Source organism: Mycobacteroides sp. H001, assembly GCF_001440005.1.
Lineage (GTDB): Bacteria > Actinomycetota > Actinomycetes > Mycobacteriales > Mycobacteriaceae > Mycobacterium > Mycobacterium gwanakae.
Map to the genome: position 1 here is coordinate 98094 of NZ_LJYH01000035.1, position 26703 is coordinate 124796.

The window sequence follows — 26703 nt, forward strand, 5'->3', positions numbered from 1 at the left end:
AGGAAGACAGCACGGATGGAATCAATCAGCAGGGACGAGATCAAGGCGACCGTCGCGGACCTCATCGGGATTGCCCCCCAGGAGATCTCGGACGTTGATGACCTCATCACGCTCGGGCTGGACTCGATTCGCATGATGACTCTGGCCGGTGGATGGCGTAAGCGCGGCAGCCGCATCACCTTTGCGCAGCTCGCCGCCGAGCCGTCGGTCCAGTCCTGGCATGCGCTGTTGGGAGAGGGTGTGGCACCGGTCGCAGAGGTTGGCGACGGCGTCACGTCCACCGACACCCCGGAGGACGCGGTGGAGGATGAGCCCTTCCCGTTGGCCACCATGCAGCACGCCTACTGGATTGGCCGTTCGGAGGATCAGGAGCTCGGTGGTGTGGCCGCGCACCTGTACGTCGAATTCGACGGTGGAGCAATCGATCCCGAGCGGCTTCGACGGGCAGTTGAGCAGCTCGTCGCGGCACATCCGATGTTGCGCACCAGGTTTTTGCCCGACGGCACCCAGCAGACGCTGACCGCCCCCGAGCGTGATGTCTTCAGCGTGGTGGACCTGCGTGGACGCGCGGATGATGCGATCGAGGCGGCATTGACCGAGCTCCGTGAACGCAAGACGCATCAGCGTTTGGCGATCGAGGACGGCCAGGTGCTCGATGTCACCCTGACCCTGCGCGACGAGGAGAACAGCCGGCTACACCTGGATGTGGACATGCTGGCCGGTGATGCGATGAGCTACCGGGTGCTGGTGTCCGATCTGGCGGCGCTGTATCACGGTGCGGCACAACCGGAGTTGGGGTACACCTATCGGCGGTATCGCACCGAGCAGCGCGGCGACGAGTCGGCGCGCGAGCGTGACCGTCAATGGTGGAGCGAGCGGCTGGACGACCTGCCGGGTGCGCCGGAGCTGCCCACCGTGCCGGTGAGTGAACGGGCCGAACCGCACCGCACCGTGCGCTACGACTACTGGCTTGAACCGCACGCCAAGCAGCAGCTGCTGGCGGCCGCACATCAGCGCGGCATCACCCCCGCGATGGCGATGGCCGCGGTGTTCGCCGAAACCGTCGGAGGGTGGTCGGCCCAAAGCCGGTTCCTGCTGAATGTGCCGCTGTTCCATCGCGAATCGGTACACCCCGATATCGACAGGGTGATCGGCGATTTCACCTCCTCGATCATGCTCGACGTCGATCTCACCGACCAGATGTCGGTGGCCGACCGCGCTCGCGCGTTGCAGCGCAATATGTACGAGAGCGGAGCGCATTCGGCGTACCCGGGGCTCAATGTGCTCCGGGACCTGGGCAGGCATCGCGGTGAGCCGGTGTTGGCACCCGTGGTGTACACCAGCGCGCTGAATTTGGGAGAGCTGTTCGCCAAGCCGGTCATGGACACCTTTGGTGAACCGGTCTGGATTATTTCCCAAGGACCGCAGGTGCTGCTGGATGCGCAGGTCACCGAGGTACGCGGCGGACTGCTGCTCAACTGGGATGTGCGTGAGTCGGCCTTCCCGGCGGGCATGGTCGACACCATGTTTGCGCGTTACACCGATGCGGTGGCCGCGCTCTGCACCGGTGATGACGGCTGGAATGCCGATGCGGCCGTGCGGCTTCCGGCCTCGCAGGCCGAGGTCAGACGCGCCGTCAATGCGACCGACGGCCCGGTGAGCGGCCGATGCCTGCACGAAGGATTCTTCGATTTCGCGAAGACCCAACCCGGCGCATCCGCGGTGGTGTGGGGCTTCGGCGACGAGGACGGGGTCTGGACCTACGGCGACCTGGCCGCGCAGGCCCTGGCAGTGGCCGGTGCGCTGCAGGCTCATGGCGTTCGGCCCGGCGACGCGGTTGCGGTGCAGTTGCCCAAGGGGCGCGATCAGATTCTCGCCGTGCTCGGTGTACTTGCCGCCGGGGCGACGTACATCCCAATCGGGTTCGACCAGCCGGCCCGCCGGCGGGCCAGCATCCTCGAGACCGGTGGTGTCGCGATGGCGATAACCGTTCCGGGCGCTGATATTCCGGTGCCGTCGCTGTCCATCGATGAGGCCCGGAATCACGGTGAGCCGCTGGCCGCCCCGGTCATTCCCGCGACTGATGCGATCGCATATGTCATCTTCACCTCGGGCTCGACCGGCACTCCCAAGGGGGTGGACGTACCGCACCGCGGGGCGATGAACACCATCGATGCCGTCAACGAGTGGTTCGATGTCGGCCCCACCGACAGGGTGCTGGCCCTCTCGGCGCTGGAGTTCGATGCTTCCGTGTACGACATCTTCGGCATGTTCTCGGTCGGCGGATCATTGGTGGCGGTCGACGTCGCACAGCGTGCCGAGGCCACCACGTGGGTGGATCTGTTGCGGCGCCACAAGGTTTCGATTCTCAACTGTGTGCCGAGCATGCTGGACATGATCTTGGAGATCGGCGGTAACGGCCTGGGTGACTCGCTGCGGGCTGTCACATTGGGCGGTGACTGGGTGGGCGCTGACCTGGCGACGCGTCTGGCTCAACAGGTGCCGGGCTGCAGGTTCTCCGGCTTGGGCGGGGCCACCGAGACGTCCATCCACAACACCATCTGCGAAGTGGTGGGAGACCCGCCCGCGCACTGGGCGACAGTGCCTTTCGGTGTGCCGCTGCGTAACGTCCGGTGCCGGGTGGTCTCACCCGCGGGTCGTGATTGCCCGGACTGGGTCCCCGGCGAGTTCTGGGTGGGCGGCGCCAATGTCGCGGCCGGATACCGCAAGGACCCCGAACGCACCGCGGAGCGATTCGTCGAGTACGACGGACTGCGCTGGTATCGGACGGGCGACATGGCCAGGTACTGGCCGGACGGAACCATCGAGTTTCTGGGCCGTGCGGACCATCAGGTGCAGATCCGCGGATATCGCGTGGAGCTGGGCGAGGTGGAGAGCGCCTTGCGCATGGTCCCCGGCGTCCGTCATGCCGTTGCGGCCATCGTCGGCGGCGATGCGCCGATCCTTGTTGCCGCGGTGTCGGGTACCCCGGACCGGTCGGCGGATTACGCGACGCTGCTCGCTGACCTGGTCCCCAGCTACATGGTTCCGGCCCGTGTCGAGCTCCTCGATCAGATGCCGTTGACGCCGAACGGGAAGATCGATCGGGGAGCGGTGACCGCTCTGCTCGACGAAGCGGCCACGACCGCCACCGACTCGGCTCCCCGGGATGATCTCGATACAGCCCTCGCCGACCTGATGGCAGGTGTACTTGGCCTGGAATCCATTGGGGTGTACGACGACTTCTTCGCTCAGGGCGGCGACTCGGTGCTCGCCACGACAGTCATTGCGCGCGTGCGTGACTGGCTGTCGGTCGAGCATGCGCTCGTCGGAGACCTCTTTGCCACCCGCACCGTCGCCGGACTCGCCGACAGGCTCAAGCAGCGCGAGATCGAACTGGGCACCCCTGACCGCCTGGCCGTAGTCGCCGGGCACTACCTGGAGATCGCGGCGATGACCGATGAGGAGATCCTGGCCGGCACCACCTGACCGGTCAGGAGGCCGCAGGGGTACCGAGCACCATGCTGCCCACACTGCACTCCTGCAGCTCCGGAACGGCTGCGGCAGCGGTGAATGCTGCGGTATCGCCGAAGCCCTGGGCGCATGCACCCAGGCCCATGGCCGTGGCGGCCAGATAGATGGTCTGCATGAGAACACCGACGTGCTTGAGGATGGCCGAGTAGGCGACCTGTTCGTAGGTCCACATCACTCGGCCGGCACGCGCGCCCATCACCAGCAGCACCTGTGGTTCGGCGCCGCCCTCAAGGGTCGCGGAGGTCGATTTCAGCAGCTGCTTGACCGCGGTGGAGCCGGCGTCGGCCACTGGCCGCAGAACGTGCTCGAAGGAGTCGTAGTGGTACATGCCGGGTGCCAGTCCGGCGACGTTGCGTACCACCGGGTACAGCTCCAGCTCGTACACGCTGCCCCCCGAGGGATAGGGGCGCGACAGCAGTTCTTCGCCCTCGCTTTCCGAGCGGGCGCCACGGGTACGGGCCGTGCGATACAGGAGCTCGGAAAGCTGTTCGAGGGTAATGGGGTTGGCGTCATCGAAGGCCCGCACCGAGATCCGGTCTTCGATGACGGCGGTGAGGGTGGGGTCTTGGGTGCGTAGGGTCGCTAGATCCGGGGCGGGCAGCGCGACCGGGGTTCCCGGATAGTTGGGTTTGCGCGCTGCAGGCTGCGGGAACTTGCCCTTCGCCCATTTCGTGGGACCGAAGTGGTCCCAGGTGATGGTGCGTTCTCCCAGGGTGCTGCGTCGGTGGAACCACAGGTCCGCTGCGCTCCAACTGATCGAGGTGAACTCGTGGTTCTCCTCGTCACGGTTGGAGACGAGGAATCCGCCCCAGCGCAAATCCGCCAGGAACCGCGCGATGAGGTCCTCGCCCAGGCCGGCGGGAGCACCCGCGGGGCCGTCGAGCAAGGGAAGCAGACGCAGATCATGGATGCGGATATCGCACCAACCGCGCGGGTTTTCGAGTACGTATCCGCGTGAATCACGATGCAGCACGGAGAATTTCGACAGATGAACGCCCGACGGTGTGGCATCTTCGGGTTGCGGGCCCGGGACCCCGAAACACTGGATCGCATAGAGGTCGTGCGTGTCGTCACGGACCGTCAGCGAAAGCCATCCACCTTCGAGTAGCCGCCCGATGAGTGCCTCGATAGCGTCGCTATCGGAATCGGTTACCAGTTCCGATAGCGTCGCCTGCCCGCTGTTGAGGGTCTTCAGCACGCGCCGCTGTTGCTGCGACAGCCCGGTGAGTTTTTCGTTGCGCGGCGGGTTCAGGAGTATCCCGCCCGCAGCTGTGACGAGGCACGTTGCGCCGTCACGTAAGGCGAACCGGGTCCCAGCGGGGTAGGTGAAAGCGGACAACGGAAGCCTTCCGGGAACGTATGCCGACGCCGAATGCGTATGCGTTTCACGACGATCATAAGGAACCCCGGTAAGGTATCCCTAACTCGGGCTCCCTTTGCTGGGTGGGCGGATAGCTGACGGGGGCTTGGATGCGTGAGTTACTTGCATCGCGGACTTTATGTGCGACCTGACGGACAAGCATGCTCAGCCATCCGGCCGATGGTTCTAGATGAAGCCGAAAGTGCCCAGTACGCTGAGTATCCAGCGAATGTCCGAACGATGAGGAGTGCTCGATGAATTTCGGCGATTTCCAGCTCCAGTTCTATGCCGCGGGTGCGCTCGGAAAGGTGTCAACCCTTCCCTTCACCTTTGCCGAACTGGAGAGCCGCGCGGAGCAGACGTTAGGCGAGGGAATCTTCGGCTACGTGCGTGGTGGCGCCGGTGATGAGCACACCCAAGACGCCAATGCCACCGCGTTCCGCCGGTACGGGCTGTTGCCCCGGATGCTGCGAGATCGCACGGCCAGAGACATGTCGACCTCGTTTCTGGGGCGCGCACTCGCCAGTCCACTGTTCATCTGCCCGGTAGGTGTGCTGGGTGCGGTCCGCGAGCGTGGAGATCTGCTCACGGCGGCCGCGGCCCGGGACCTCGATGTGCCCGCCATGTACTCGACGCTTTCGTCGGCCACCCTGGAAGAGGTCGCGGCCGAGCGCGGCGATTCATACGGAATCTTCCAGCTGTACCCGTCATCGGATGCTGAGCTGACCGACAACTTCGTCCGGCGTGCCGAGGCGGCGGGGTACGACGCTCTGGCGGTGACCCTGGATACCGGCACGCTGGGATGGCGTCCCCGTGATCTCAAACACGGTTATCTGCCGATGCTGCACGGACATTGCCTGGCCAACTACACCTCCGATCCCCGATTTCTCGAGATCGCGGGCGTGCGTTCCGCAGGGGAACTGACGCCGATGCACGCGGGTCTGGTGTGGGCGTCGCTGTTCAGCCATCCCGGGCTCACCTGGGCGGATATCGATCACTATCGAGAACTGACCAAACTGCCGATCATCCTGAAGGGCATCTGCGACGTCGACGACGTTCGGCAGGCGGTAGATCGCGGCATCGATGCCATTGCCTACTCCAATCATGGTGGGAGGCAGGCGAATGGGGGAGTGCCGGCCATCGATGGTCTGGCCGCGGCCGTCGAAGCGGCCGGCCCGGTTCCGGTGACCTTCGACTCCGGCGTCCGTGACGGTATCGATGTCTTGCGCGCTGTCGCCCTCGGCGCCAGCCTGGTGGGCGTGGCCCGGCCGTACGTGTACGGGCTGGCGCTGGATGGAACCAACGGCGTCAAACACGTGATCCAGTCGCTACTGGCAGAAGCCGACCTCACTATGGCGGTGAACTGCTATCTTTCGCTCAACGAGTTGGCGGTGCAGCGTCTTCCTTGATGCACGGTAGCTGAGTGGGGGGTTAGTGATTCAGGAGTGGCCTCAGGGGCCCATCCCGTATCCGGGATATCCCGTGCCTGCGCCCACGCCGAGTCGGTGGGCGACAGTCACGATCATCGTGGCTGGCGTGATCGCGTTGCTTGCCCTGGGCGGGTGCGGATTCCTGGGATGGAAGCTGGCGGGCGATCGACGGGAAATGCCTTCCGAATCGGCGGAAGTGCATACCGCCGGTAGCCAAGCACTCGAGGCGGCTCGGGCGTTTGCGACGTTGTTGACGAACGTCGACTACCGGGAACTGGATCGAAGCACAGCCCAGGTACTCGAGAATTCCACCGGAGACTTCAAGAACGCCTACGCCAAATCCAGTGCCGATCTGCGTCAAACGATGGTTCAGAACAAGGCGAAGGCCACCGGCTTGGTGGTCGAATCGGCGATCCAGTCCGGATCCGCCACACAGGTCACCGTGTTGCTGTTTATCGACCAGTCGGTGACCAACGTCGCATTGTCGGAGCCTCGTCTGGACCGGAGCCGGGTGCGGATGACGATGGAGAAGGTGGACGGTCGCTGGTTGACAAGCAAGATCGACCTGCTGTGAACGAATATCCGGCGCCCTATGCCGTGCCGCCCGGTGGCCAGCTACGGATCGTATTCGCCAGTGTGATGGTTGGCGTGGCGGTGGTCGCGTTGTGTGCGTGTGGCCTATTGGGCTGGAAGTTGTTCCACGACGGACCCATTGTGGCAACCCAGCACCGTGTTCACGAGCTGCGTGAGCAGGGCCGGACGGCAGCCGAGCTGGTGACCGTGACGGTGACGTCGATCGATTCGGGCAACGTGGACGAGAGCTTCGCGAAAATCCTTGAACTCAGCACGGGTGAGCTCAGGGACCAGTTCGCGAAGGGCTCCGTGCAGTTGCGTCAGCTGCTGATTGACAATCACGCCACCGCGACCGGCACGGTGATCGCGTCCGCGGTGCAATCCGACACCCTCGACACGCCCGAGAAGAAGGTGGTCGTTTTGTTGATGGTGGATCAGGCGATCACCAACAGCCAACTTCCCGATCCACGCATCGACAAGTCCCGAATGAAAGTGACCATGGAGCTGGTTGACGGTCGCTGGCTCGCGAGCAGACTCGAATACGTTTAGCTGCCAACGAATAGCGAGTTAGCAACAGTGCTTGATCGGGGCCACCGGGGCGGAGCTGTGGTCAGTGTCGGTGGCATCGAGGAATGCACCGAGAAACGTATCGAGGTCGACCCGTCGGCCACCGACCCAGGTGCCCTTGATGCTGATTTCCTCGGTGAGTCGTGCGGGATCAATTCCGTACGGATCGTGTGACAGTTCGACGAAATCGGCGAGCTTGCCGACAGCGATGGAACCGATGAGGCGGTCTCGTTGCAGTGTGCGAGCCGCGTTGATGGTCTGCGCACGCAGCGCCTCGTCGAGGGTGATGGCCTGTTCGGCGCCATGGACATTGCCTGCACGTGTGCGCCGGGCCGTCACCGTCTGGATGTTTGTCAACGGAGAGGGCGGTGAGACGGATCCGTCGTTGTGCAGCGACACGCACGCCCCTGAGGCGACCGCATCGGCGAAGGGCTGCCACTGGCTGCCGTGCTCGTGGTCGAAGATGTGGCCGTCCAACAGATCTCCCCAGAAGTAGTACTGGAAGGGCGACATGGAGACGTGTACACCCAGCCGGGCGGCACGGTCCAGCTGGGCGCGGGTGGCGCCCCCGACGTGTTCGAGCCGCCACCGGTGATCGGTGCCGAGCAAGCCGTGTCGCTGCATAGGCATCGAGTGCCAGCTCCACGGCAAGGTCACCGTTGGAATGGAATGCCATCTGCCAACCCAGGGGCGCGGCCTTGTCCAGGATGACATCGAGCTGCTGGCGGGAGTAGTTCAACGAACGTGTTCCGCCTGCGGTAGTCGGGTCGATGGCTGCCCTTCGGGTCGCATCCGAGTCGACGTAGGGGAACGACGTCGCGCCCGTCCCGACCCACACCGCGCCGTCGGTCCACAGCTTGACGCCGGTCTTACGGAGCATATCCTCGTCGACCGTGAATTCCTCTGACTCGGTATAAGTTTCGGTGGTAGACATCTCCCACAGACTGACCCGAAGTGGACATGAAGGAGCTGCGGCGAGTGCCTCGTAGGCGGGCTTGAGCTGCCGGTCGTAGGACATGTCCGAGGCTGATGTGTATCCCGCGCGGGCCATCGCCGAGAAGAACAGCGCGGCCGAACGCAGCGGATTGCCCATTCCGGCGATCAGCGGTGCCAGTACCTCGGTGAGTACGGGAACCTCGAATCCACGTCCGTTGAGACTGCCGTCGGTGTTGCGCTGGTAATGCCCGCCCACCGGGTCTGCAGGCGGGGCTCCGTCCCAGCCGTGCAGCTTCATGAGTGCTGTGCCGAAATAGATTCCATGTCCGGAGTTATCGGTGATTGCGGCGACGCGATCACCGAAGATCTGGTCCAGCTCACGGGCACCGGGCGCGGGGTGTTCGTGTAGGAGTGCGTCGAATCCGCTGAAAATCAATGGTTCTGATGGATCGGTCTCGGCGAGCGCCGCGTGAAATGCGGCGACGACGTCATCCCAGCTCTGGGCCTTCCAAGGGGCGATGGAGCGCACGGGAGCTTCGGTGATGACACCGCTCATGAACGGATGTCCGTGTGGCTCAACGAAACCAGGTAAAAGGGCGCCTGCCCCGGTGCTGATCACACGGGCGCCGGGGAGCGCCGAGGTGCATTCCGCGAGCGATCCCACCGCGACGATGCGGTTTCCCGATACCGCGATGGCCTCGGCGCGGGGCCGCTCATCGTCCATCGTGATCACGGTGGCGGCCGTCAGGATGATGTCAGACATGTTACTCCCTCGTTCCTTGCGGTCTTCGTTGTCCGGCACGGATTATCGCCTCCGGGCCTGTGGCGCGTGCCAATGGAATCGGATGGCAAGCATGCGCAGCCCGAATGCACCTAACGCCGCAGCCATTCCGGTGAGATCGGAGTAAATACCGAAATGGATCAGGAATGCGGTGATGCTGGAGCCGAGCATGGCGGGGATGGCATAGAGCTCGCTGTCCGGCCGTAGCAGGATCGGTGTCTCGCCGGAGAGCAGGTCGCGGATGACTCCGCCTCCGATCGCGGTTAGCGCACCCAGGAGCGCGGCCGAGGGCGCGGAAAGCCCGCTATGGGCCGCGATGGCGGTGCCTGTCACGCAGAAGACCGCTAGTCCCAGGGCGTCGGTGATTTGCAGGGGCCAGCCGGTCAGCCTCGCCGGAGGCTGCCACAGGAAAACCAATCCCGCTGCGGCAAGCGCGATCCCGATATGGGAAAAACTCGTGAATGCCGCCGGCGGGTGTTGTCCGATGATCAGGTCACGGATTCCCCCACCGCCGATCGCCGTCACCATGGCAAGCACCGCGAGCCCGACGATGTCAAACTTCTTCTCGACGGCGACCAGAGCCGCCGACATCGCAAAGGCCAAGGTGCCCAGGTAATCAAGGACCACATGGCTGATCGACACCAACGAATGCAGTTCGACCGAGTTCGTCATCAGCGCCACGGTCGTCAACTCGGATTCCTTCCACCAGGCGAAGTCGGATCAAGATCCTATTCGGTGCGGGGGCGTTCCGGTGCGTGTGCGAAAGAACGGGTCAAGATGCCATGACTAACAAGTCAACTCGGCTGGGAATTAGCCCCCGAACCGTGGTCCTCGCCGTCGCAGGTATCGCTCGAACTCGGCTGCCAGGGCGTCGCCGTCGATCTTGCTGAGAATCTCGGTGGTATCGACCTCGGCGTCGCCACGTTCCTCGAGTGACTGGACGTACTCGGCAATCTCTTCGTCCTCGGTCGTCATTTCGGAGACGGCCTGCTCCCACTCCTCGGCCTGTTCGGGCAGATCTCCGAGCGGCACCTCGACATCCAGCACGTCTTCGACGCGCTGCAGCAGCGCGACCGTCGCCTTTGGATTGGGGGGTTGCGATACGTAGTGCGGTACTGCGGCCCAGAAGGCTACGGCCGGTATGCCGGCGTTCACACACGCGTCCTGGAACACCCCGGCGATACCGGTGGGTCCCTCATATCGGGTCTCCTCCAGGCCGAAGAATTTGGCGGCGTCGGGAGAGTAGGCGGTACCGCTCACGGGCACCGGCCGGGTGTGTGGAGTGTCGGCCAATAGTGCACCCAGGATCACCACGGTCGAGACGTTAAGACGGTCAGCGATGGCCAGTAGGCGGTTACAGAAGGTGCGCCAGCGCATGTTCGGTTCGGCACCGTGCATCAGAACCACGTCGCGCTGCGAGCCGGGTGGCGAACAGTAGGAGATGTGCATGCCCGGCCACTCCAACTCGCGGGTGACACCCTTGACCAGCCGTACGACGGGACGATTGACCTGGTAGTCGTAGTAATCCTCGTCGTCGATGGTCATCAACGGAGTGGCTTGCCAGGTGGTGTCCAGGTGCTCCAACGCAGCGCTGGCGGCATCTCCGGCGTCGTTCCAGCCCTCGAATGCGGCAACCACCACCGGGTCGCGCAGCACGGGTAGGCCGTTCTGGGCGGTCTCCGACTCGGTCACGGTGCCAGCGTAAGCCCTGCGTGACGGGGACGAGCTGCGGCTGGCGGAGAATGGATTGGATAGCCGGATCACATTGTTGATATGACCGCCGCTAATAAAACCCGCACGACACCACGCAGACAAACTAGGCGTTCGCACGACCGTCGAGTGACGACGTAGACTCGATCCGGTCGAGAGGCGTTGCAACGGTTCCGGATCACAGCCCGTGACCGCCACGCTCGGCAGAGTTAAGGACGCCTTCCGCTCTGGAAGGAATGCACGTGACCAATCTGCAGCCGAATGTCCGACCCGACTGCACGGACGCGCTGACCACTGCTCTTGAACAGCGGATCTTGGTGATCGACGGCGCGATGGGTACGGCGATCCAGCGCGACAGGCCCGACGAGGCCGGATACCGCGGCGTACGGTTCGCCGACTGGCCGAGCGACCTCATCGGCAATAACGATCTGCTCACTCTGACGCAACCGCACATCATCGAGGGAATTCACCGCGAGTATCTCGAGGCGGGTGCGGACATCCTCGAGACCAATACCTTCAACGCGAACGCGGTGTCGCTGTCCGATTACGGCATGGAAGAGCTGAGCTACGAGCTGAACTATGCGGGTGCCGCGCTGGCACGGACGGCCGCCGACGACTACAGCACCCCCGCGAAGCCGCGCTACGTCGCCGGGGCGCTGGGGCCGACCACCCGGACCGCGTCGATTTCGCCGGACGTCAACGATCCCGGAGCCCGCAACGTCTCCTACGACCAGCTGGTCGCCGCCTATCTTGAAGCAGCCAACGGCCTGGTCGACGGCGGTGCCGACATCATCCTCGTGGAGACCATCTTCGACTCGCTGAACGCCAAGGCAGCGGTGTTCGCCGTGGAGACGCTGTTTGAGCAGCGCGGGCGTCGCTGGCCGATCATCATCTCGGGCACCATCACCGACGCGTCCGGGCGAACGTTGTCCGGCCAGGTCACCGAGGCATTCTGGAACGCGATCCGGCACGCCAGGCCCATCGCGGTGGGCCTCAACTGCGCCCTGGGCGCCCCGGAGATGCGGCCCTATATCGCCGAGATGTCGCGCATCGCCGACACCTTCGTCTCCTGCTATCCGAACGCGGGTCTGCCCAACGCCTTCGGCGAGTACGACGAGTCCCCCGAGCGCCAGGCCGGGTATCTTGCCGAGTTCGCCGAGGACGGCCTGGTCAACCTGGTCGGTGGGTGCTGCGGGACGGCGCCTGCGCATATCGCTGAGATCGCCAAGGTTGTCGAGGGCATGACGCCGAGGCAGCTGCCGCACGTGCCGGTGGCTACCCGGCTATCGGGTCTGGAGCCGCTCAACATCACCGATGACTCCCTGTTCGTGAACATCGGTGAGCGCACCAACATCACCGGCTCCGCCCGGTTCCGCAATCTGATCAAGGCCGAGGACTACGACACGGCGCTGTCGGTCGCCCTGCAGCAGGTCGAGGTCGGTGCGCAGGTCATCGACATCAACATGGACGAGGGCATGATCGACGGCGTTGCCGCGATGGATCGGTTCACCAAGCTGATCGCGGCCGAGCCCGATATCAGCCGCGTCCCGGTGATGATCGACTCCTCCAAGTGGGAGGTCATCGAGGCGGGTCTGAAAAACGTGCAGGGCAAGCCGATCGTCAACTCGATCTCCATGAAGGAGGGCGAGGAGAAGTTCGTCCGCGAAGCGCAGCTGTGCCGCAAGTACGGCGCCGCCGTCGTGGTGATGGCCTTCGATGAAACAGGTCAGGCCGACAACCTGGAGCGTCGTAAGGAGATCTGCGGGCGCGCCTACCGGATCCTGACCGAAGAGGTCGGTTTCCCGGCTGAGGACATCATCTTCGATCCGAACTGCTTCGCGCTGGCGACGGGGATCGAGGAACACGCGACGTACGGGATCGACTTCATCGAGGCCTGTGCCTGGATCAAGGAGAACCTGCCCGGTGTGCACATCTCCGGCGGTATCTCGAACGTGTCGTTCTCATTCCGCGGCAACAATCCCGTCCGCGAGGCTATCCACGCGGTGTTTTTGTTCCACGCCATCAAGGCCGGTCTGGACATGGGCATCGTCAACGCCGGCGCACTGGTGCCCTACGACTCGATCGACTCCGAGCTGCGGGAGCGCATCGAGGACGTCGTCCTGAACCGTCGCGCGGACGCGGCAGAACGGCTCCTGGAGATCGCCGAACGGTTCAACAGCACGGAGAACTCGGGCGGAGGAGACGATCGAGCAGTTCAAGAGTGGCGCAGTCTTCCGGTGCGCGAACGGATTACGCACGCTTTGGTCAAGGGAATCGACGCCCATGTCGATGACGACACCGAGGAGTTGCGCGCTGAGATCGCCGCCGCGGGCGGGCGCCCGATCGAGGTGATCGAGGGTCCACTGATGGATGGCATGAACGTCGTCGGCGACCTCTTCGGTGCGGGAAAGATGTTCCTGCCACAGGTGGTGAAGTCGGCCCGGGTGATGAAGAAGGCCGTTGCGTACCTGCTGCCGTTCATCGAAAAGGAAAAAGAAGAGTCCGGCGCCGCCGCATCCAAGGACACCAACGGCACCATCATCATGGCGACCGTGAAGGGCGACGTCCACGACATCGGTAAGAATATCGTCGGAGTCGTTTTGCAGTGCAACAACTTCGAAGTGATCGACCTCGGTGTGATGGTGCCCGCCCAGAAGATCCTGGACGCAGCGAAGGAGCACGACGCCGACATCATCGGGTTGTCCGGCCTGATCACCCCGTCGCTGGATGAAATGGCCAACTTCGCCGTCGAGATGGAACGCGAAGGGCTGGAGATCCCGCTGTTGATCGGTGGCGCGACCACCTCGCGCGCCCACACCGCGGTAAAGATTTCACCGCGTCGCAAGGGCCCGGTGGTCTGGGTCAAGGACGCGTCCCGGTCGGTGCCGGTTGCCGCCGCGCTCCTCGATGACAAGCAGCGGCCAGGACTGCTGGAGGCCACCGAGAAGGACTATGCGTCGCTTCGCGAACGGCATGCACAGAAGAACGAGCGGCCGACGCTGACACTGGAGAAGGCCCGCGCCAACCGGACGCCGATCGAGTGGGAGGGATACACGCCGCCCGTGCCCGTCATAGGGATTGGGGTTCGGGAGTTTCTGGACTACGACATCGCCGAGCTGCGCGAGTACATCGACTGGCAGCCGTTCTTCAACGCCTGGGAGATGAAGGGCCGGTTCCCCGACATCCTTAACAACCCGGCCACGGGCGAGGCCGCGCGCAAGCTGTACGACGACGCCCAGCAGATGCTCGACACCCTGATCAAGGAGAAGTGGCTGACCGCCAATGGGGTGATCGGTTTCTTCCCCGCGAATGCGGTGGGTGACGACATCGAGGTCTACACCGACGACACTCGCACTGAGGTGCTGACCACGCTGCATAACCTGCGCCAGCAGGGCGAGCACCGCGACGGCATCCCGAACCGGTCGCTGGGCGACTACATCGCGCCCAAGGACACCGGGCTGGCCGACTACGTCGGCGCCTTCGCGGTCACCTCGGGGCTTGGCAGCCAGGACAAGATCATGGAGTTCAAGGCGGATCTGGACGACTACAGTGCGATCCTGCTGGAGTCGGTCGCCGACCGGCTGGCCGAGGCTTTCGCCGAGCGGATGCACCAGCGGGTCCGCAAGGAGTTCTGGGGCTTCCAGCCTGATGAGCAGCTGGACAACGAGGCACTCATCGGCGAGAAGTACCGGGGAATCCGCCCGGCACCCGGTTACCCGGCCTGCCCGGAACACACCGAGAAGACGACGCTGTTCGACCTGATGGACGTCACGAAGCGGACCGGCATCGAGCTGACCGAATCGATGGCGATGTGGCCCGGCGCCGCGGTCAGCGGCTGGTACTTCTCGCACCCGCAGTCGCAGTACTTCGTGGTCGGCCGGTTGGCCCAGGACCAGGTCGCCGACTATGCCAAGCGCAAGGGCTGGACGCTGCAGGAAGCGGAGCGCTGGCTCGGCCCGAACCTCGGCTACAACCCTGAGGACTGAGCACCGGCGTCATGGGCAGCAGGCGACCTCTGACAGAATTGGTCGCATGCGCGCGGTGCTGTGGGACATGGACGGCACGCTCATCGACTCGGAGAAGCTCTGGGATATCTCGATGGCCGAAACGTGCCGCAGGCTGGGCGGCGAGATGACCCCCGAGCTGCGTACCGCGCTGCTTGGCGGATCCGCCGAGGCCACCATGAAGATGATGTTCGCAGCGTTCGGGCTTGAGCCGGACCCCGAGCTGATGGCCCGCGAGAACGACTGGCTGCACGAGTACACCGGCGAGCTCTTCGAAACCAATCTCACCTGGTGCGATGGCGCCCAGGACATGCTCGCGCAGCTCGCCGCCGAGCAGGTACCCATGGCACTGGTGACCAACACCATCAGATCACTCACCAACCAGGCGCTCAAGACCATTGGCACACAGTGGTTTTCCGGAACCGTATGCGGCGACGAGGTGGCGCGCACCAAACCGGCCCCCGACCCGTACTTGCGGGCTGCCGCGCTGCTGGACATAGATCCGGCCGATTGCCTGGCCATCGAGGACTCGGCGACCGGTGCCGCCGCGGCCGAGGCGGCGGGTTGTGTGGTGCTGGTGGTGCCCAACCATGTCGAGGTGCCCGCCGGCGACCGGCGCAGGCACGCCGCCACGTTGTCGGGTCTGTCCGCGGCCGACCTGCGGCGTGCCCACGCGGATGTGCTGACCGCCACCGCATGCAAACCCATATGACTCACCAGGCGGGGTCGTGACAGAATCGCCACCCGTGAAGACCTTCGACGAGCTGTTCGCTGAGCTCAGTGATCGCGCCAAGACCCGGCCCGAGGGGAGTGGCACCGTTGCCGCCCTCGATGCGGGGGTGCACACCCTGGGCAAGAAACTGCTCGAAGAGGCGGGTGAAGTGTGGCTGGCCGCCGAACACGAGAGCGACGAGTCGCTTGCCGAAGAGGTGAGCCAGCTGCTCTATTGGGCACAGGTGCTGCTCATCGCCCGCGGTCTGACTCTTGACGACGTCTACCGGAAGCTCTGACATGACCAGTACGAACAGCGTCCCCAGGGCTCTGCGCGTCGCCGTCCCCAACAAGGGGGCGCTCAGCGAGGCGGCATCGGAGATCCTGTCGGAGGCGGGCTATCGGCGGCGTGGCGACGCCAAGGATCTGACCGTGCTCGACCCGCAGAACGACGTCGAGTTCTTCTTCTTGAGGCCCAAGGACATAGCGATCTATGTCGGCTCGGGCGAGCTTGATCTTGGTATCACCGGTCGCGATCTGATGATGGACTCCGATGCCCCGGTGCTCGAGCGGCTGGCGCTGGGATTCGGTGGTTCGACCTTCCGCTACGCCGCGCCCGCCGACAGAGACTGGACGATTTACGACATCGCAGGCAAGCGGATCGCCACTGCCTATCCCAACCTGGTCCGAAAGGATCTGGCCGCCAAGGGGATCGAGGCCGAAGTCATTCGCCTGGATGGTGCTGTCGAGATATCCATCCAGCTGGGTGTGGCCGATGTGATCGCCGACATCGTCGGCACCGGCCGCACCTTGCGTCAGCATGGTCTGGCGCCCTTCGGGGAGTCGCTGTGCGATTCGGAAGCGGTACTGATCGAGCGGGAGAACGCCGATCCGGCAACGCAAACCGCTCGCACCCAGCTGAGCACTCGCATCCAGGGTGTGGTGTTCGGCCAGCAGTACTTGATGCTCGACTACGACTGCCCGCGCGATGTTCTGGATGAGGCGCTCAAGGTAACGCCCGGTCTGGAATCACCGACGCTGGCCCCGCTGGCCGACGAGAAGTGGGTGGCGGTCCGTGCCCTGGCCCCACGCAAGGGGGTCAACACCACCATGGATGCGCTCGCCTCGATCGGCGCGAAGGCCATCTTGGCCTCCGAGGTCAGGTTCTTCCGCGCCTAGTTCTCCCGGGTTTCCTGGGCTTTCCCGGATTCCATCGCAAGCGGCGTCGGCTCGGCCTAGCATGGCCCCATGGCGCTGCACGTCCTCGTCTATAGCGATGACATCACGGTCCGGCGCAAGGTAATTCAGGGAATCGGCACCCGGCCCGATTCCGCCCTGCCGCCGCTGGAGTTCGTCGAGGTGGCCACCGGGCCCATGGTCATCGAACGCCTGGGCGCGGGCGGTATCGACTTGGCCATCCTGGATGGTGAGGCGATGCCCTTCGGCGGGATGGGTGTGGCCAAGCAGGTCAAAGATGAGGTCGACGCTCCGCCGCCGATCGTCGTTCTGACCGGTCGTCCGCAAGACAGCTGGCTGGCGAGCTGGTCCCGAGCCGAGGGCGTGGTGCCGCGGCCGATCGATCCCATGCGACTGACGGCGACGGTGATCGACCTGCTCGGTTCGGCTGCCGCTACCCGCCGCTGACGTCAGCCGGCCAGGCTCTTCGACTCGATACTTAATTGCGCAAAACACCGTGAAACGGTGGCATGGATCCAGCGCCAACCGATAGTGTGTTTGTTAGGTCACATCTGTACTGGTCGGCAGCCCTCGACCACAGACAGCACTGACACGGCAACGTTGCCGATCCAGCACAGGGACCCGATCGATCGATTCGGGAGGCTGGTCTGCCATGGATGCGTATGTACCGATCTTGGTACTCGGCGCCATTGCGGTGGCCTTTGCCGTTTTCTCCATTGGGATTTCATCGTTCGTCGGTCCACGTCGATACAACCGGGCCAAGCTCGAGGCCTACGAGTGTGGCATCGAGGCCACCCAGCATTCGATGGGACGTGATCATCACGGCGCCGCGTCCGGCGGACATCGGGTGCCGGTCAAGTACTACCTCACCGCCATGTTGTTCATCATTTTCGATATCGAGATCGTCTTCTTGTATCCGTGGGCCGTCCATTTCGGCGCCCTCGGACTGTTCGGACTGCTCGCAATGGCCCTGTTCATCGTCAATGTGTCGGTGGCGTACGCCTACGAATGGAGGCGCGGTGGCCTGAGCTGGGATTAGCCCCTGTGCGATTGGCGGGGCGGCGCGGAAGTCCTTGCAACATAACGAATAAGCACACCTGTCGGGAGAGCCATGGGTCTTGAGGAAAAACTGCCTAGCGGATTTCTGCTGAGCACCGTCGAGACGCTGGCGGGGTATGTGCGCAAAGGTTCGTTGTGGCCGGCCACCTTTGGATTGGCCTGCTGTGCCATCGAGATGATGTCCACGGCGGGGCCGCGATTCGATATTGCCCGCTTTGGCATGGAGCGTTTCTCGGCGACGCCACGGCAAGCCGACCTCATGATCGTGGCCGGCCGGGTGAGTCAGAAGATGGCTCCGGTGTTGCGACAGATCTACGACCAGATGGCCGAACCCAAATGGGTGCTTGCTATGGGGGTCTGCGCATCATCCGGCGGCATGTTCAACAACTACGCCATTGTCCAAGGTGTCGATCATGTTGTCCCCGTGGATATCTACCTTCCAGGATGCCCGCCGCGTCCGGAGATGCTGCTGCATGCGATCTTGAAGTTGCACGAGAAGATTGGGCAGATGCCGCTCGGGGCCAACCGAGAGGAAGTCATCCGCGAGACCGAGGCCGCCGCGCTCGCCGCGACGCCGACCATCGAGATGAAGGGTCTACTGCGGTGACGGGCGACGATCAGAGTTCGGGCGAGGTCATCGGGGTACGGCATGGGCTCTTCGGAGTCCGGGGCAGCGGCGACACCTCGGGCTACGGTGGGCTGGTTCAGTCGATCTCCTTGCCGGCGAGCTCGAATCGCCCGTACGGCGGGTACTTCGACCACGTGGTCGACCGGCTGGAATCGGTTCTGGCGGAGCAGGAACACCTCACCTACGAGGACGCTGTCGAGAGTGTCGTCGTCTACCGCGATCAGCTCACGATCCACGTGAAGGCCGAACACCTGGTGCAGGTCGCCCAGTCTCTGCGGGATGATCCGCAGCTGCGTTTCGAGCTCTGTCTGGGCGTCAGTGGTGTGCATTACCCCGAGGACACCGCGCGGGAGCTGCATGCTGTTTACCCACTCATGTCGATCACGTGGAACCGCCGGATCATGCTCGAAGTGGCTGTACCTGATGGTAATCCGCATGTCCCGTCACTGAACGCCGTGTACCCGACCACCGACTGGCATGAACGCGAAACCTACGACTTTTTCGGCATCGTCTTCGACGATCACCCCGCGCTGACCCGAATCGAAATGCCCGATGACTGGGAAGGTCATCCGCAGCGTAAGGACTATCCCCTCGGTGGTGTGCCGGTCGAGTACCACGGGGCCACCATTGCGCCGCCCGATCAGCGGAGGTCCTACAACTAATGACAGCGCAGCCCGAGACTCATCTCATGGCCGGTGGGCAGGACTGGGACGAGATCGTCACTGCCGCCGCCCAAGCAAGCGACGAGAGAATCGTCGTCAACATGGGCCCGCAACATCCGTCAACCCACGGCGTGCTTCGCCTGATCCTTGAGATCGAGGGGGAGACGGTTACCGACGTACGCTGCGGAATCGGCTATCTGCACACCGGTATCGAAAAGAATCTGGAGTACCGGACCTGGACGCAGGGTGTCACCTTCGTGACCCGGATGGACTACCTGTCACCTTTCTTCAACGAGACCGCCTACTGCCTGGGGGTTGAGAAGCTGCTTGACATCACCGACGAAATCCCAGAGCGGGCCACCGTGATTCGGGTGTTGATGATGGAGCTCAACCGGATCTCCTCGCATCTGGTCGCACTTGCCACGGGCGGCATGGAACTCGGGGCGATGACCGCGATGTTCCTCGGTTTCCGGGAACGCGAGATGATCTTGAAGGTTTTCGAAGCGGTCACCGGCCTGCGCATGAATCACGCCTACGTCAGGCCAGGCGGGCTGGCACAGGATCTGCCCGATGGCGCCGAACAAGAGGTGCGCGATCTGCTCAAGATTCTGCCGGGCAGGTTGCGCGATATGGAAAACCTGTTGAACGAGAACTACATCTGGAAGGCGCGGACCCAGGGCGTCGGATACCTCGATCTGACCGGGTGCATGGCTTTGGGAATCACGGGTCCGGTCCTGCGTGCCACTGGGCTCGCTCACGATCTGCGACGCGCACAGCCGTACTGCGGTTATGAGAGCTATGACTTCGAGGTCATCACCCACGGGGATTGCGACTCTTACGGGCGATATCTGATTCGGGTCAAGGAGATGCACGAGTCCATCAAGATCGCCCAGCAGTGTCTGGACCGGTTGCGGCCAGGACCGGTCATGGTGGACGACAAGAAGATTGCGTGGCCCGCGGACCTGGCCTCGGGCCCGGATGGACTGGGTAACTCACCCAAGCACATCGCCAAGATCATGGGTACGTCGATGGAAGGACTCATCCATCACTTCAAGCTGGTGACCGAGGGGATCCGCGTGCCGGCCGGGCAGGTGTACGTCGCCGTCGAGTCGCCGCGCGGCGAGCTCGGGGTCCATATGGTCAGTGATGGTGGAACCCGGCCCTACCGTGTGCATTTCCGCGATCCGTCCTTTACCAATCTGCAGTCCGTGTCGGCGATGTGCGAGGGCGGGATGGTCGCCGATCTGATAGCCGCGGTGGCAAGCATCGATCCGGTGATGGGCGGTGTGGACCGGTGATGAGCCACTCGGGCGAAGAACATCCAACGGAGCGCGAAGGCATCTTTCTTGAACTCGGGAGCCGTCCGCCGGAGGACGAGGGATGTTTCGCCGGCCGCAAAAGCTATCCGCCGGAGGTTATTTCCCGGCTTGCTATCGACGCCAAGGAGGTTCTCGACCGGTACCCGAGTCGGAGGTCGGCGTTGCTGCCGCTGCTGCATCTCGTGCAGTCCGAGGACGGGTATGTGACTATGGCTGGAATTGAATTCTGTTCCGGACAAGTGGAATTGACGGCCGCCGAGGTCACCGCGGTGGCAAGCTTCTACTCGATGTACCGGCGCGAACCGACCGGCGATTATCTCGTCGGGGTGTGCACCAACACGCTGTGCGCGGTGCTCGGTGGTGACGCGATCTTGACGCGATTGGTCGACGAGCTCGGCGTGGCACCAGGAGGCACTACCGAGGACGGCAAGGTAACGCTCGAGCATGTCGAGTGCAACGCCGCCTGCGACTACGCGCCGGTGCTGATGATCAACTGGGAGTTCTTCGATAACCAGACCCCGGACGGGGCCGTAGATCTGGTGACTGGGCTCCAAAGGGGCCGCATCCCCGAGCCCCGGCGCGGTGCTCCGCCGTGCACATTCAGACAGACCGCCCGGATCTTGGCCGGGTTCGCCGACGATCGGCCGGAGGCGGTGGCCGCCGCCCGGGCCGGGAACCCGACGCTGGCCGGGCTGCGATTGGCCCGGGATGTACAGCAGAACGTGCAGAAGGAGGTGTGATGACTTCCTCTATTCTCACCCCGGTCCTGTCCGAGTACTGGGACGAGGCCGACTCGTGGACTCTCGACGGGTATCTGCGCCATGACGGATATCAGGGCCTGCGCGCCGCGCTGAGCATGGAACCGGACGCGGTCATCGGTGTCGTCAAGGAAGCCGGGCTGCGTGGACGAGGAGGTGCCGGATTCCCGACGGGCACCAAATGGTCCTTCATTCCGCAGGGTGATGGCAAGCCACACTATCTGGTGGTCAACGCCGACGAATCCGAACCCGGTACCTGCAAAGACATTCCGCTGATGCTGGCGACGCCGCACACCCTCATCGAGGGAATCGTCATCGCCGCCTACGCGATCCGCGCCGCGCATGCCTTCATCTATGTGCGCGGTGAGGTGATCTCGGTGATCAGACGATTGCAGACCGCGGTGGCCCAGGCCTATGAGGCCGGATATCTGGGTCGCAACATTCTTGACAGCGGTTTCGATCTCGAACTGGTGGTGCACGCCGGTGCGGGTGCCTACATCTGCGGGGAAGAAACCGCGCTCCTGGACTCGCTGGAGGGTCGTCGCGGCCAGCCACGGCTGCGCCCGCCGTTCCCTGCGGTTGCCGGTCTGTACGCCAGCCCGACCGTCGTCAACAACGTCGAGTCAATCGCGAGCGTGCCCGTCATCCTGCGGCGCGGCGCCGAGTGGTTCCGGACCATGGGTTCGGAGAAATCCCCTGGATTCACGTTGTATTCGTTGTCCGGGCATGTGCGCACTCCCGGGCAGTACGAGGCCCCGCTCGGCGTGACGCTGCGAGAGCTCCTGGAGCTGGCCGGCGGAGTGCGGGACGGGCACGGGCTCAAGTTCTGGACTCCCGGTGGTTCGTCGACACCACTGTTCACCGCCGAGCATCTGGACGTCCCACTCGACTACGAAGGGGTCAGCGCCGCCGGATCGATGTTGGGCACCAAGGCATTACAGATATTCGACGACACCACGTGTGTGGTGCGCGCGGTCCTGAGGTGGACCGAGTTCTATGCGCACGAGTCCTGTGGCAAGTGCACGCCGTGCCGCGAGGGCACCTACTGGCTGGTGCGTATTCTGCGGCGACTGGAATCCGGAGAGGGTACCGCCGAAGACCTCGACAAGCTTCTGGATATCTCGGACATCGTGCTCGGCAAGTCCTTCTGCGCGCTCGGGGACGGTGCGGCCAGCCCGATCATGTCCTCGCTCAAGTACTTCCGCGGAGAGTATGAGGCGCACCTGGACCATGGGTGTCCCTTCGATTCGGCAGCCAGCACTGTATTCGGGGAGGTATGTCGATGACGGCCACAGAACCAGCCATCAACACCGACTTCGTTACCGTGAACATCGACGGACACAGCATCTCGGTGCCTAAGGGAACACTGGTGATCCGCGCCGCCGAACTGGTAGGCGTGCAGATACCCAGATTCTGCGATCACCCCTTACTCGATCCGGTGGGTGCCTGTCGCCAGTGCCTGGTCGAGGTGGAGGGGCAGCGTAAACCGTTGGCCGCCTGTACCACCACCGTTGCCGAGGACATGGTGGTCCATACCCAGGTCACCTCCGCGGCGGCGCAGAAGGCGCAGAGCGGTGTGATGGAGCTGCTGCTGATCAACCATCCGCTCGACTGTCCGGTCTGCGACAAGGGCGGGGAGTGTCCACTGCAGAACCAGGCGATGTCGACCGGCCGCTCCGAGACCCGATTTACCGAGGCCAAACGCACGTTTCCCAAGCCGATTCCGCTATCCACCGAGGTGCTGCTCGACAGGGAACGTTGTGTCCTGTGCGCCCGGTGCACCCGTTTTTCACAACAGGTGGCCGGCGACCCCTTCATCGAGCTACTCGAACGTGGTGCGTTACAACAGGTTGGTATCGCAGGCGGCGAGCCCTTCGAGTCGTACTTCTCCGGCAACACCGTGCAGATATGTCCGGTCGGCGCTCTGACCGGTGCTGCCTACCGGTTTCGTGCGCGGCCATTCGATCTGGTGTCCACCCCCAGCGTGTGCGAGCACTGCGCGAGCGGATGCGCGCAGCGCACCGACCATCGGCGTGGAAAGGTGTTGCGGCGCCTGGCCGGTGACGATCCGGAAGTAAACGAGGAATGGAATTGCGACAAGGGGCGCTGGGCGTTCGCGTATGCCACGGCACGGGACCGCATCACCAATCCGCTGATACGTGATGAGTCCGGGGACCTGGTGGCGGCATCGTGGCCACAGGCATTGGAGGTCGCGGCCAAGGGCTTGGCGGATGCTGGTGCCCACGCGGGGGTCCTGACCGGTGGGCGGCTCACCGTCGAAGATTCCTACGCCTACGTCAAATTCGCTCGTATGGTGCTGGGCACCAACAACATCGACTTCCGGGCCCGTGCACATAGCGCCGAAGAGGCCGCGTTCCTCGGATCGGGCGTCGCCGGGCGCGGGCTGATGCGCACCTATGCGGCCTTGGAGTCCGCGCCGGTGGTCCTGCTGGCGGGATTTGAACCGGAAGAGGAATCTCCGATTGTTTTCCTGCGGCTGCGCAAGGGGGTACGTAAACGGGGCCTCAAGGTGCTGGCCATCGCACCGTTCGTCAGCCGAGGATCTACCAAGCTCTCGGCCGATGTGATTGCCACCGCTCCCGGATCAGAGCCGGAAACGATGGCAGGGCTGGCCGATTCTGAGTTACTGCGCCGGCCCGGTGCCGTGATCATGGTGGGAGAGCGACTGGCGTCGATACCCGGAGCGCTGTCCGCGGCGGCCCGGCTGGCCGACAGCACGGGCGCGACGCTGGTGTGGATTCCGCGCCGGGCAGGCGAGCGTGGCGCATTGGAGGCTGGAGCCTTGCCGAGACTGCTGCCGGGCGGGCATCCGGTATCCGACAGTGCGGCACGGCGCTACATCGCCGACAAGTGGGGTGTGATCGCGCTACCCGACATGCCCGGACTCGATGCCGCGGGCATGCTGGATCCGGGAAATGGGCTCGACGCCTTCCTCATCGGTGGCGTGGAACTGGCCGATCTGCCCTATCCCGCCGCCGCCATCGGCGCCCTCAAGAGCGCGTTCGTCGTTAGCCTGGAGATGCGGCACAGCGCTGTCACCGAGCTCGCCGATGTGGTTCTTCCGGTGGCGGCAGTCGCCGAGAAATCCGGAAGCTTCGTGAACTGGGAAGGCAGGCTGAGGCCCTTCCGGGCGACTCTCGACACCAGTGATGCTCTCGATGATCTCAAGGTGCTCGCCGCGCTGTCAGCGCGGATGGATCGCCCGATCGGGCTGAACGACGAAAATCAGGCACTTGCCGAGCTTGCGGATATCGGGCCCTGGGAGGGGGCGCGGGAAACCCCGGGACCGGTACGCGCGACCGCCCTTCCCCAGCCCATGGCGGGAGAGGCGGTGCTCGCCTCGTGGAGGCTGCTGCTGGATGCCGGTCGGCTGCAAGACGGTGAGGCGTTCCTTGCCGGGACCGCACACACCGCACAGGTGCGGTTATCGGAGGTGACCGCAAGCGAGATCGGTGCCGCGGAGGGCGAATCGGTGACGATACGCAGTCTGTCGGAGTCGATTCAGGGATCGATAACCTTGCCGCTGCGGATAACCGAGATGCCAGACAGGGTGGTATGGGTGCCCATGCGTTCTGTCGGGTCGGAGGTTCATCAGCAGCTCGGTCCGGCGCTGGGACAAGTGGTGCGAATCGAGGTCGCGCCATGAGGCAGACGGACGGTTCGGCGGTGCTCTACCAGTTCGGGATTGACCCGCTCTGGCTGGTCTTCGTGAAATGCGTGGCGGTATTCGCTTTTCTGGTTCTGACCGTGCTCGTCGCTATTCTTGTGGAGCGCAAGGTGCTTGCCTGGATGCAGCGTCGAATCGGTCCCAATCGGGTGGGTCCCTTCGGCTTGTTGCAGAGCCTGGCCGACGGCGTGAAGCTGGCGCTCAAGGAGGGCCTGACCCCAGCCGGGGTGGACAAGCCGATCTATCTCCTCGCGCCGATCATCTCGGTGGTGCCGGCGATCGTCGCGTACGCCGTCATCCCGTTCGGCCCAGTCGTCTCGGTCTTCGGGCATCGCACCCCACTTCAGCTAACCGATCTTCCGGTGGCGATTCTGTTCGTGCTGGCGGTCACGTCCGTAGGCGTGTACGGGATTGTCTTGGGGGGCTGGGCATCCGGCTCCACCTACCCGCTGCTGGGTGGATTGCGCTCCTCCGCGCAGGTGATTTCCTATGAGATCGCGATGGGTCTGACATTCGCGGCGGTGTTCCTGCTGGCCGGCACGATGTCGACCTCGGGAATCGTCGCTGCGCAAGCCGGTCGTTGGTACGTATTCCTACTGCTCCCGTCATTCCTGGTGTACGTGACCGCCATGGTCGGCGAGACCAACAGGGCGCCGTTCGATCTCCCCGAAGCGGAAGGCGAGCTGGTCGGCGGCTTCCACACGGAGTACTCCTCATTGCGCTTCGCGATGTTCATGCTCGCCGAATACATCAACATGGCAACGGTTTCCGGTCTCGCGGCAACCATGTTCCTTGGGGGATGGCATGCCCCCTGGCCGTTGAGCTTGATCGATGGAGCAAACAGCTCCTGGTGGCCGGTGCTGTGGTTCGTGGCCAAGGTCTGGGGCTTCATGTTCCTGTTCATGTGGTTGCGTGCCACGTTGCCGAGGCTGCGCTATGACCAGTTCATGCGGCTGGGCTGGGAAGTCCTGATCCCGGTGGCGCTGGTATGGATCGTCATTGTCGGAGTGGTGCAGGCACTGGCCCTCTATGGATACGGAAACCCCTCGATCATTCTCGGGGTCGCCGGTCTCGTGGTTTCTGTCGGCAGTATCGCGCTGGTGGGTGTGCTCGCCCGACGCACTGAACCGCCAAAACCCGTGCTGGATAAGAGTTTCGACCCGATGGCCGGTGGATTCCCGGTGCCGCCACTGCCCGGGCAGCGCCTCGACGCGGCCCCGTTCTCGACCACCAAGGAGGATGCACATGCCTGATGTTGTGCGACGTTCGGTCGACGCGATGGCGGGATTCTGGGTGACCTTCTCGTCGATGTTCAAGAAACGGCTCACCGAGCAGTACCCCGAGAAGAAGGAGCCCACCGCGCCGCGCTATCACGGGCGGCATCAACTCAACAGGTATACCGATGGGCTGGAGAAATGTATCGGTTGTGAGCTGTGCGCCTGGGCGTGCCCGGCCGATGCCATATTCGTTGAGGGCGCTGACAACTCCGAGCAGGAACGCTTCTCGCCGGGGGAGCGGTATGGCCGGGTGTACCAGATCAACTATCTGCGGTGCATCGGGTGCGGGTTATGTATCGAGGCGTGCCCGACCCGCGCGCTGACCATGACCAACGATTATGAGATGGCCGACGACAACCGCGCGGACCTCATCTACGGCAAGGACAAGCTGCTGGCACCGCTGCAGCCTGGCATGGCGCCACCCCCACACGCGATGTACCCGGGAACCACCGACACGGACTACTACCTCGGCAATCTGCCGCAGGCCGGGAAGGAGGTCAGGTGAGCCC

At 64.0% G+C, this 26703-nt stretch carries 22 protein-coding genes and 1 pseudogene; 18 read left to right on the forward strand and 5 right to left on the reverse strand.

From position 1 onward, the window contains the following. Positions 1-15: 15 nt before the first annotated feature. A complete protein-coding gene (locus AOT83_RS17690) occupies positions 16-3489 on the forward strand; it encodes a non-ribosomal peptide synthetase (protein WP_057964704.1) in 3474 nt (1157 codons plus the stop codon). A gap of 4 nt (positions 3490-3493) precedes the next feature. Here AOT83_RS17690 and AOT83_RS17695 read toward each other — a convergent pair whose 3' ends face one another. After that, positions 3494-4873: a SagB family peptide dehydrogenase gene (locus AOT83_RS17695; RefSeq protein WP_057964705.1), complete on the reverse strand. Its 1380-nt coding sequence runs from the start codon at positions 4871-4873 to the stop codon at positions 3494-3496. A 275-nt stretch (positions 4874-5148) separates the two neighbouring features. On the opposite strand from AOT83_RS17695, the gene AOT83_RS17700 reads away from it, so the two are divergent. From AOT83_RS17700 to AOT83_RS17710, 3 genes are all read left to right on the forward strand, one after another. Then, positions 5149-6303, forward strand: a complete 1155-nt coding sequence (locus tag AOT83_RS17700; RefSeq protein ID WP_057964706.1) for an alpha-hydroxy-acid oxidizing protein — start codon at positions 5149-5151, stop codon at positions 6301-6303. A 73-nt stretch (positions 6304-6376) separates the two neighbouring features. Next, on the forward strand, positions 6377-6898 hold the full coding sequence (locus tag AOT83_RS17705) for a hypothetical protein (protein WP_046255726.1): 522 nt from the start codon (positions 6377-6379) through the stop codon (positions 6896-6898). After that, positions 6895-7446, forward strand: coding sequence for a hypothetical protein (locus AOT83_RS17710; protein ID WP_057964708.1), 552 nt, complete (start codon positions 6895-6897; stop codon positions 7444-7446). Before AOT83_RS17705 ends, AOT83_RS17710 begins: the two co-directional genes overlap by 4 nt. Positions 7447-7464: 18 nt before the next feature. On the opposite strand, the gene AOT83_RS28215 is transcribed toward AOT83_RS17710, so the two are convergent. The 4 genes and pseudogenes from AOT83_RS28215 to AOT83_RS17725 form a co-directional block, all read right to left on the reverse strand. Continuing rightward, positions 7465-8094 (reverse strand): amidohydrolase family protein, encoded by a 630-nt coding sequence (locus AOT83_RS28215; protein ID WP_234797619.1) that lies wholly within the window; start codon positions 8092-8094, stop codon positions 7465-7467. A 28-nt stretch (positions 8095-8122) separates the two neighbouring features. After that, positions 8123-9163: pseudogene (locus AOT83_RS28355) on the reverse strand (amidohydrolase family protein); the annotation flags it as partial. 42 nt (positions 9164-9205) lie between these two features. Then, positions 9206-9871 (reverse strand): trimeric intracellular cation channel family protein, encoded by a 666-nt coding sequence (locus AOT83_RS17720; RefSeq protein ID WP_057980035.1) that lies wholly within the window; start codon positions 9869-9871, stop codon positions 9206-9208. Between the two features lie 120 nt (positions 9872-9991). Continuing rightward, positions 9992-10873 carry a PAC2 family protein gene (locus AOT83_RS17725; RefSeq protein ID WP_030095568.1) on the reverse strand — a complete coding sequence of 294 codons (882 nt, stop codon included), beginning with the start codon at positions 10871-10873 and terminating at the stop codon, positions 9992-9994. 260 nt (positions 10874-11133) lie between these two features. Between AOT83_RS17725 and metH the strand changes: the two genes are divergently transcribed. The 14 genes from metH to nuoI all read left to right on the forward strand — a co-directional run bounded on the left by metH (position 11134) and on the right by nuoI (position 26699). Further along, positions 11134-14877, forward strand: coding sequence for a methionine synthase (gene metH / locus AOT83_RS17730; RefSeq protein WP_030095569.1), 3744 nt, complete (start codon positions 11134-11136; stop codon positions 14875-14877). Between the two features lie 46 nt (positions 14878-14923). After that, positions 14924-15607 (forward strand): HAD family phosphatase, encoded by a 684-nt coding sequence (locus AOT83_RS17735; protein ID WP_057964709.1) that lies wholly within the window; start codon positions 14924-14926, stop codon positions 15605-15607. Between the two features lie 16 nt (positions 15608-15623). Further along, complete coding sequence (locus AOT83_RS17740; RefSeq protein WP_005061184.1) at positions 15624-15905, forward strand: phosphoribosyl-ATP diphosphatase; 282 nt, start codon at positions 15624-15626, stop codon at positions 15903-15905. A gap of 1 nt (position 15906) precedes the next feature. Next, positions 15907-16785: an ATP phosphoribosyltransferase gene (gene hisG / locus AOT83_RS17745; protein ID WP_030095571.1), complete on the forward strand. Its 879-nt coding sequence runs from the start codon at positions 15907-15909 to the stop codon at positions 16783-16785. 69 nt (positions 16786-16854) lie between these two features. Next, the gene (locus tag AOT83_RS17750; RefSeq protein WP_057964710.1) at positions 16855-17250 is read left to right on the forward strand and encodes a response regulator; all 396 of its coding nucleotides are present in this window, start codon (positions 16855-16857) and stop codon (positions 17248-17250) included. Between the two features lie 205 nt (positions 17251-17455). Beyond that, complete coding sequence (locus AOT83_RS17755; RefSeq protein ID WP_030095573.1) at positions 17456-17842, forward strand: NADH-quinone oxidoreductase subunit A; 387 nt, start codon at positions 17456-17458, stop codon at positions 17840-17842. 72 nt (positions 17843-17914) lie between these two features. Beyond that, positions 17915-18469: an NADH-quinone oxidoreductase subunit B gene (locus AOT83_RS17760; RefSeq protein ID WP_030095574.1), complete on the forward strand. Its 555-nt coding sequence runs from the start codon at positions 17915-17917 to the stop codon at positions 18467-18469. Next, entirely contained in the window at positions 18466-19152 is a 687-nt protein-coding gene (locus AOT83_RS17765; RefSeq protein ID WP_057964711.1) for an NADH-quinone oxidoreductase subunit C, read from the forward strand. Before AOT83_RS17760 ends, AOT83_RS17765 begins: the two co-directional genes overlap by 4 nt. Before the next feature lie 26 nt (positions 19153-19178). After that, positions 19179-20450 (forward strand): NADH dehydrogenase (quinone) subunit D, encoded by a 1272-nt coding sequence (nuoD, locus tag AOT83_RS17770; RefSeq protein WP_234797645.1) that lies wholly within the window; start codon positions 19179-19181, stop codon positions 20448-20450. Further along, positions 20450-21211 carry an NADH-quinone oxidoreductase subunit NuoE gene (nuoE, locus tag AOT83_RS17775; RefSeq protein WP_057964713.1) on the forward strand — a complete coding sequence of 254 codons (762 nt, stop codon included), beginning with the start codon at positions 20450-20452 and terminating at the stop codon, positions 21209-21211. The genes nuoD and nuoE overlap by 1 nt, the downstream gene beginning before the upstream one ends. Beyond that, positions 21211-22515: an NADH-quinone oxidoreductase subunit NuoF gene (nuoF, locus tag AOT83_RS17780; RefSeq protein ID WP_057964759.1), complete on the forward strand. Its 1305-nt coding sequence runs from the start codon at positions 21211-21213 to the stop codon at positions 22513-22515. The genes nuoE and nuoF overlap by 1 nt, the downstream gene beginning before the upstream one ends. Continuing rightward, complete coding sequence (locus AOT83_RS17785; protein WP_057964760.1) at positions 22512-24896, forward strand: NADH-quinone oxidoreductase subunit G; 2385 nt, start codon at positions 22512-22514, stop codon at positions 24894-24896. The genes nuoF and AOT83_RS17785 overlap by 4 nt, the downstream gene beginning before the upstream one ends. After that, entirely contained in the window at positions 24893-26170 is a 1278-nt protein-coding gene (gene nuoH / locus AOT83_RS17790; RefSeq protein ID WP_057964714.1) for an NADH-quinone oxidoreductase subunit NuoH, read from the forward strand. Before AOT83_RS17785 ends, nuoH begins: the two co-directional genes overlap by 4 nt. Further along, positions 26163-26699 (forward strand): NADH-quinone oxidoreductase subunit NuoI, encoded by a 537-nt coding sequence (gene nuoI / locus AOT83_RS17795; protein WP_101312732.1) that lies wholly within the window; start codon positions 26163-26165, stop codon positions 26697-26699. Before nuoH ends, nuoI begins: the two co-directional genes overlap by 8 nt. The last annotated feature ends 4 nt before the right edge of the window (positions 26700-26703 follow it).

Bases quoted from the DNA above. Each gene is read 5' to 3' on its own strand.
- AOT83_RS17690 (WP_057964704.1), top strand. From the start codon at position 16: ATGGAATCAATCAGCAGGGACGAGATCAAGGCGACCGTCGCGGACCTC.
- nuoF (WP_057964759.1), top strand. From the start codon at position 21,211: ATGACTTCCTCTATTCTCACCCCGGTCCTGTCCGAGTACTGGGACGAG.
- nuoE (WP_057964713.1), top strand. From the start codon at position 20,450: ATGAGCCACTCGGGCGAAGAACATCCAACGGAGCGCGAAGGCATCTTT.
- AOT83_RS28215 (WP_234797619.1), bottom strand. From the start codon at position 8,094: ATGCCTATGCAGCGACACGGCTTGCTCGGCACCGATCACCGGTGGCGG.
- AOT83_RS17750 (WP_057964710.1), top strand. From the start codon at position 16,855: ATGGCGCTGCACGTCCTCGTCTATAGCGATGACATCACGGTCCGGCGC.
- AOT83_RS17735 (WP_057964709.1), top strand. From the start codon at position 14,924: ATGCGCGCGGTGCTGTGGGACATGGACGGCACGCTCATCGACTCGGAG.
- nuoH (WP_057964714.1), top strand. From the start codon at position 24,893: ATGAGGCAGACGGACGGTTCGGCGGTGCTCTACCAGTTCGGGATTGAC.
- AOT83_RS17785 (WP_057964760.1), top strand. From the start codon at position 22,512: ATGACGGCCACAGAACCAGCCATCAACACCGACTTCGTTACCGTGAAC.
- nuoI (WP_101312732.1), top strand. From the start codon at position 26,163: ATGCCTGATGTTGTGCGACGTTCGGTCGACGCGATGGCGGGATTCTGG.
- AOT83_RS17760 (WP_030095574.1), top strand. From the start codon at position 17,915: ATGGGTCTTGAGGAAAAACTGCCTAGCGGATTTCTGCTGAGCACCGTC.
- AOT83_RS17755 (WP_030095573.1), top strand. From the start codon at position 17,456: ATGGATGCGTATGTACCGATCTTGGTACTCGGCGCCATTGCGGTGGCC.
- nuoD (WP_234797645.1), top strand. From the start codon at position 19,179: ATGGCCGGTGGGCAGGACTGGGACGAGATCGTCACTGCCGCCGCCCAA.
- hisG (WP_030095571.1), top strand. From the start codon at position 15,907: ATGACCAGTACGAACAGCGTCCCCAGGGCTCTGCGCGTCGCCGTCCCC.
- AOT83_RS17700 (WP_057964706.1), top strand. From the start codon at position 5,149: ATGAATTTCGGCGATTTCCAGCTCCAGTTCTATGCCGCGGGTGCGCTC.